This window comes from Pararhodobacter sp., from assembly GCF_034676075.1.
GTDB lineage: Bacteria > Pseudomonadota > Alphaproteobacteria > Rhodobacterales > Rhodobacteraceae > Pararhodobacter.
Genome location: NZ_JAUCCQ010000185.1, coordinates 1 through 5,189, shown reverse-complemented (window position 1 = coordinate 5,189; position 5,189 = coordinate 1). Strand labels below are relative to the sequence as shown.

Here is a 5,189-nt window from a genome sequence, read left to right as displayed (position 1 = left end):
GCCGCCGTCACCCAGACCGGCGGACAATCCGGCCTCACCCTCCTGTTCGGGTGGTAAACCCCTCCCCATCCGGACCTGTGGCGCGGGCGGTTCCTTCGGGGCCGCCCGTTGCCTTTTGACCCGCTCGGGTGCAGGACAGGGACAGGATGGAGGGATGGATGGACGGCAAATCCTGTTGCGCCCCGGCCGGGTCCGGGCTGACCCTGCCCGAGGCGCTGACGACCCCGGCGCTGGCCAGGCGCGCGTCCGAAGCGCTGCGGGCCGAGGTCGAGGCTGGACTGATCGCGCTGAAGGGCGGGTTCTTCGACATGGGCGCGGCCAAGGGCCGATACCCCGACGATCTGGACAGCCCGCGGCGGCGGGTCTTCGTCTCGCCCTTCCGGCTGGGGCGGACCGCGGTGACCAACCGGCAATGGGCCGCTTTCGCCAAAGAATCGGGGTACAGGACAGTGGCGGAACGCGAGGGCTGGTCCTTTGTCTTTCACCTGTTTCTGGCGGATCCGCTGGGCTATGTCGAACACCCGCCGCAGACCCCCTGGTGGCGGGCGGTGGGCGGCGCGAGCTGGGCCGCGCCGGAGGGGCCCGGGTCCGACTGGCGCGACAAGGCCGACCATCCGGCCGTGCATCTGAGCTGGTACGATGCGCAGGCCATGGCCGAGTATCTGGGGCTCAGACTGCCGACCGAGGCCGAGTGGGAATTCGCGGCGCGCGGCGGCTTGAAACACGCGCGTTTTCCCTGGGGCAACGATCTGGTTCCGGCTTTGGGCCACCGGCACAACACCTGGCAGGGGGAGTTTCCCCGAATGAACAGCGCGGACGACGGGTTCGTCGGCACCTGCCCGGCCGATCATTTCCCGCCCAATGCCTATGGCTTTCACAACCTGACCGGCAATGTCTGGGAATGGACCGGGACGAAGTTCGGCCCCCTGCCCCAGGCTGACGGCAAGCTGCCGCCGCGCGATCCCCAGGGACCGGCCGAGGGGCCGGGCTATGTGATCCGCGGCGGGTCGTACCTGTGTCACGTCAGCTATTGCGAACGCTATCAGGTGCATTCGCGGACCCATAACACGCCGGACAGCTCGACCGGGCATATGGGGATGCGGCTGGCGGGCTGAAGCTCAGGCCACGCCCAGGGCCGGATCCTCGGTGAAGCCGTAGGAATGGGTGTTGATGTCGCCGCTCCAGCGCCAGACGGCCAAGAGCCCCTCGGGCCCGGCGGCGAAGGCATGCGGCAGGCGCGAGGGGTGGTGGATCACCTCGCCCGCGCCGCGCAGCCGGGTATCGTCACCAGCCGTCCAGACCGCGGAGCCAGCGAGGATCACATAGGTCTCGTCGGCGTCGTGGTTGTGCAGCGGGTAATAGGTGCCGGGCGCCTGATAGAAGAAGCCCATCCGCAGGTCGGGCGCCGGGATCGGGCCGTCGGGGCCCAGCAGCTCGGCCACGGCGAAGATGGCGGCATAGGGGCCGACCTGGGCGTCGACCGGGTTGGTGCCCCAGGGCAGGCGCTCGAAGAGGGCCAGCGTCGCCTCGGCCAGCGGGCCCTTGCCGGCGAGGAGCGCGCGGATCGCGGCGTCATGGGGGCCGGGCGGGCCGGGGCGAAGGGGCGTCGCGATCTGCGTGGCGGTCAGGGCCTGGGCGGTGGCCTCGGCCTCGGGCCGGGGCTCGGCCCGCCAGAGATCGGCGAGGGCGAAGAGCAGGCGGTCGAGGGCAGGATCGCGCATCGCAAGATCTCCGGGCAGCGGGGGAGGTTGCGGGTTTTGTGACCCCATATCGGGGGCGGGGCGCGCCGGATTGCGACAGGCGGGCGGCGGATTTCGTCGTGGGGTGAGGCGGTGCGTGCGAGCACGCACCCTACGGGTGGGGCAAAGGCGAGCGCAGATCGCGACGGACCGTTCGCGTGCCGGGTGCTCCTTGCCTGCCCGGAATCAAGCCGAAGGCGCCGGGCAAGCGCCGGCCCGTCCCCACGGGCTGGCGCTTTGGTTGCCGCCCGCTCCGAACCCGGCTTAGAGGCGGGCCGGACCATAAAGGGCAGGCTGACCGGCGTTGCAGCGCCATCCTACGGTCCGGCGCTTGCCCGGCTTGTGTTGAGTGGCCGCCTTTCGCCGTCCGCCCGTAGGGTGGGGTTTCACCCCACCAACCGCCATGAAAAAGCCCCGCCGGAGCGGGGCTTTTCCTGAAGTCAGGCGACTTCGAACTTCAGCGGATGGACCTGCTGGAACATCCCCGTCGATTCCAGCGTCTCGACCACTTTCGGGTCGATGGCCTGATCGAGGTACAGCAGCGCAATCGCGTCCTGACCCGCGGCCGAACGGCCCAGGGTGAAGTTGGCGATGTTGACGCCGTTCTTGCCCATGGTCATGCCGAGCAGACCGATGATCCCCGGCACGTCCTCGTTGGTCGTGTAAAGCATGTGCTCGCCGATCTCGGCGTCGATGTTGATGCCCTTGATCTGGATGAAGCGCGGCTTGCCGTCCGAGAAGACGGTCCCGGCCAGCGAGCGCTCACGCTTGTCGGTGACGATGGTCAGCTTGATGTAGCCGTCGAAGGCGCCAGCCTTGTCCTGCGTGGTGGTCGAGACCTTGATGCCCCGCTCCTTCGCGACGATGGGCGCCGAGACGAGGTTCACGTCCGGGTTGGCCGATTTCAGGATCCCGGCGATCACTGCGCAATCCAGCGCCTTGAGGTTCATGTCCGAGACGACGCCATCGTAAAGCACGTTGATGGCGCGGATCGGCTCGTCGGTCATCTGGCCGGCGAAATTGCCCAGATGGCCGGCCAGCTTGATCCAGGGGCCCATGACCGCGGCTTCCTCGGCGGTGACCGAGGGCATGTTCAGCGCGTTCGAGACGGCGCCGGTCAGCAGGTAATCGGCCATCTGCTCGGCCACCTGCAGCGCGACGTTCTCCTGCGCCTCGGTGGTCGAGGCGCCGAGATGCGGCGTGCAGACCACGTTCGGCAGGTTGAAGAGCGGGCTCTCCTTGGCGGGCTCGACCGCGAAGACATCGAGCGCGGCGCCGGCGACATGGCCCGAGTTCAACGCCTCGACCAGCGCGTCCTCGTCAATGAGGCCACCGCGGGCGCAGTTGATGATCCGCACGCCCTTCTTGGTCTTGGCGAGGTTCTCACGCGACAGGATGTTGCGGGTCTTGTCGGTCATCGGCACGTGCAGCGTGATGAAATCGGCCCGCGCCAGCAGCTCGTCCAGTTCCACCTTGGTGACGCCCAGTTGCTTGGCGCGCTCATCGGACAGGAAGGGATCGTAGGCGATCACTTTCATCTTCAGGCCCACGGCGCGGTCGCAGACGATGCCGCCGATATTGCCCGCACCGATCACGCCCAGCGTCTTGTTGAAGAGTTCAACGCCCATGAATTTCGACTTTTCCCACTTGCCCTCATGGGTCGAGGCATTGGCCTCGGGGATCTGGCGGGCGACGGCGAACATCATGGCGATGGCGTGCTCGGCCGTGGTGATCGAGTTGCCGAAGGGCGTGTTCATCACGATGATGCCCTTCTTCGAGGCCTCGGGGATATCGACGTTGTCGACCCCGATACCGGCCCGGCCGATGACCTTGAGGTTGGTCGCGGCGGCGAGGATCTTGTCGGTCACCTTGGTGGCCGAGCGGATGGCGAGGCCATCGTACTGGCCGATGATCTCGAGCAGTTTTTCTTTGTCCTTGCCCAGCGCGGGCATGTAATCGACCTCGACCCCACGGTCGCGGAAGATCTGGACGGCGGTTTCGGAGAGGGCATCGGAAACGAGAACGCGGGGGGCCATATCGGGGCTCCTGAGAGGGGGCGTGGAAGGTGCGCAATGAATGCGCACCCTACGGGCATGGGGGTAGGGTGCGCATTCATTGCGCACCGTTCTCGGGGATCAGGCGGCTTGCGCCAGCGCGGCGATCTCGGCCTCGAAGGCCCATTCGATCCAGGGCATCAGCGCGGCGACATCGGCAGTTTCCACCGTCGAGCCGCACCAGATCCTGAGACCCGCGGGCGCATCGCGATAGGCGCCCACGTCCAGCGCCACGCCTTCCTTCTCCAACCGCTTGGCCACGGCCTTGGCGAAGGCGGCGCCGTCGGTGATGCGGGCATCGACGAACTTCAGGCAGACCGAAGTGGTCGAGGCATTGGCCGCGTCCTCGGCCAGGTTCGCGAGCCAGGGCTTCTGGGCGCAGAAGTCCCAGACGGTCTTGGCATTGGCCTCGGCCCGGGCGATCAGCGCGGGTTGCCCGCCCAGCGATTGCGCCCATTTCAGCGCCACCAGGTAATCCTCGACCGCCAGCATCGACGGCGTGTTGATCGTCTCGCCCTTGAAGATGCCCTCGATCAGCTTGCCGCCCTTGGTCATGCGGAAGATCTTCGGCAGCGGCCAGGCGGGGGTGTAGCTTTCCAGACGCTCGACCGCGCGGGGGCTGAGGATCAGCATCCCGTGCGCGCCTTCACCACCCAGCACTTTCTGCCAGGAGAAGGTCACGACATCGAGCTTGTCCCAGGGCAGGTCCATGGCGAACGCCGCCGAGGTCGCGTCGCAGATGGTCAGGCCCTGACGGTCGGCCGGGATCAGGTCACCATTGGCCACCCGCACGCCCGAGGTCGTGCCGTTCCAGGTGAAGACAACGTCCTTGGCGAAATCGACACTGGCGAAATCGACGATCTGGCCATAGGGGGCCTTCTTCACGACGGCGTCGATCTTCAGCTGCTTGACCACATCGGTGACCCAGCCTTCGCCGAAGCTTTCCCAGGCCAGCATCTCGACCGGGCGGGCGCCCAGAAGCGACCAGAGCGCCATCTCGACGGCGCCGGTGTCCGAGCCGGGGACGATGCCGATGCGGTAATCGGCCGGCACGCCCAGGATCTCACGGGTGAGGTCGATGGCCTCGGCCAGCTTGGACTTGCCCACGGCGGCGCGGTGCGAGCGACCGAGCGGCGCATCGGCCAGCATGTCCAGTGAGAAATGGGGAATCTTGGCGCAGGGGCCCGAGGAGAAACGCGGATTGGCCGGCCGCGTGGCCGGGGTAGCGAGAGCAGTCATGGTATCCTTCCAGATAAACGCCCCTCGTTGGGGAGGGGTGTCCCGCCGTCGCTGATATTCCTGCGCCCTGACTGGCGCAAGCGGGATTATTGGCCTAATGCGGCGTTTGAAGCGGCGAAAGCGACGCCGCCTGTCCATCATCGGAAACACGCCCATG

The 5,189-nt window shown here is 67.3% G+C and carries 4 protein-coding genes; 1 reads left to right on the top strand and 3 read right to left on the bottom strand.

All coding sequences use genetic code 11. From position 1 onward, the window contains the following. The first annotated feature begins 158 nt into the window (after positions 1–158). Entirely contained in the window at positions 159–1,115 is a 957-nt protein-coding gene (locus VDQ18_RS22685; protein ID WP_323023130.1) for a formylglycine-generating enzyme family protein, read from the top strand. A gap of 3 nt (positions 1,116–1,118) precedes the next feature. Here the strand turns inward: VDQ18_RS22685 and VDQ18_RS22680 are convergent, their stop codons facing one another. The 3 genes from VDQ18_RS22680 to VDQ18_RS22670 form a co-directional block, all read right to left on the bottom strand. Further along, positions 1,119–1,721 carry a dimethylsulfonioproprionate lyase family protein gene (locus VDQ18_RS22680; RefSeq protein WP_323023129.1) on the bottom strand — a complete coding sequence of 201 codons (603 nt, stop codon included), beginning with the start codon at positions 1,719–1,721 and terminating at the stop codon, positions 1,119–1,121. A 458-nt stretch (positions 1,722–2,179) separates the two neighbouring features. Further along, positions 2,180–3,775, bottom strand: a complete 1,596-nt coding sequence (gene serA / locus VDQ18_RS22675; protein ID WP_323023128.1) for a phosphoglycerate dehydrogenase — start codon at positions 3,773–3,775, stop codon at positions 2,180–2,182. Positions 3,776–3,874: 99 nt separating this feature from the next. Next, a complete protein-coding gene (locus tag VDQ18_RS22670; protein ID WP_323023127.1) occupies positions 3,875–5,032 on the bottom strand; it encodes a phosphoserine transaminase in 1,158 nt (385 codons plus the stop codon). Positions 5,033–5,189 lie beyond the last annotated feature (157 nt).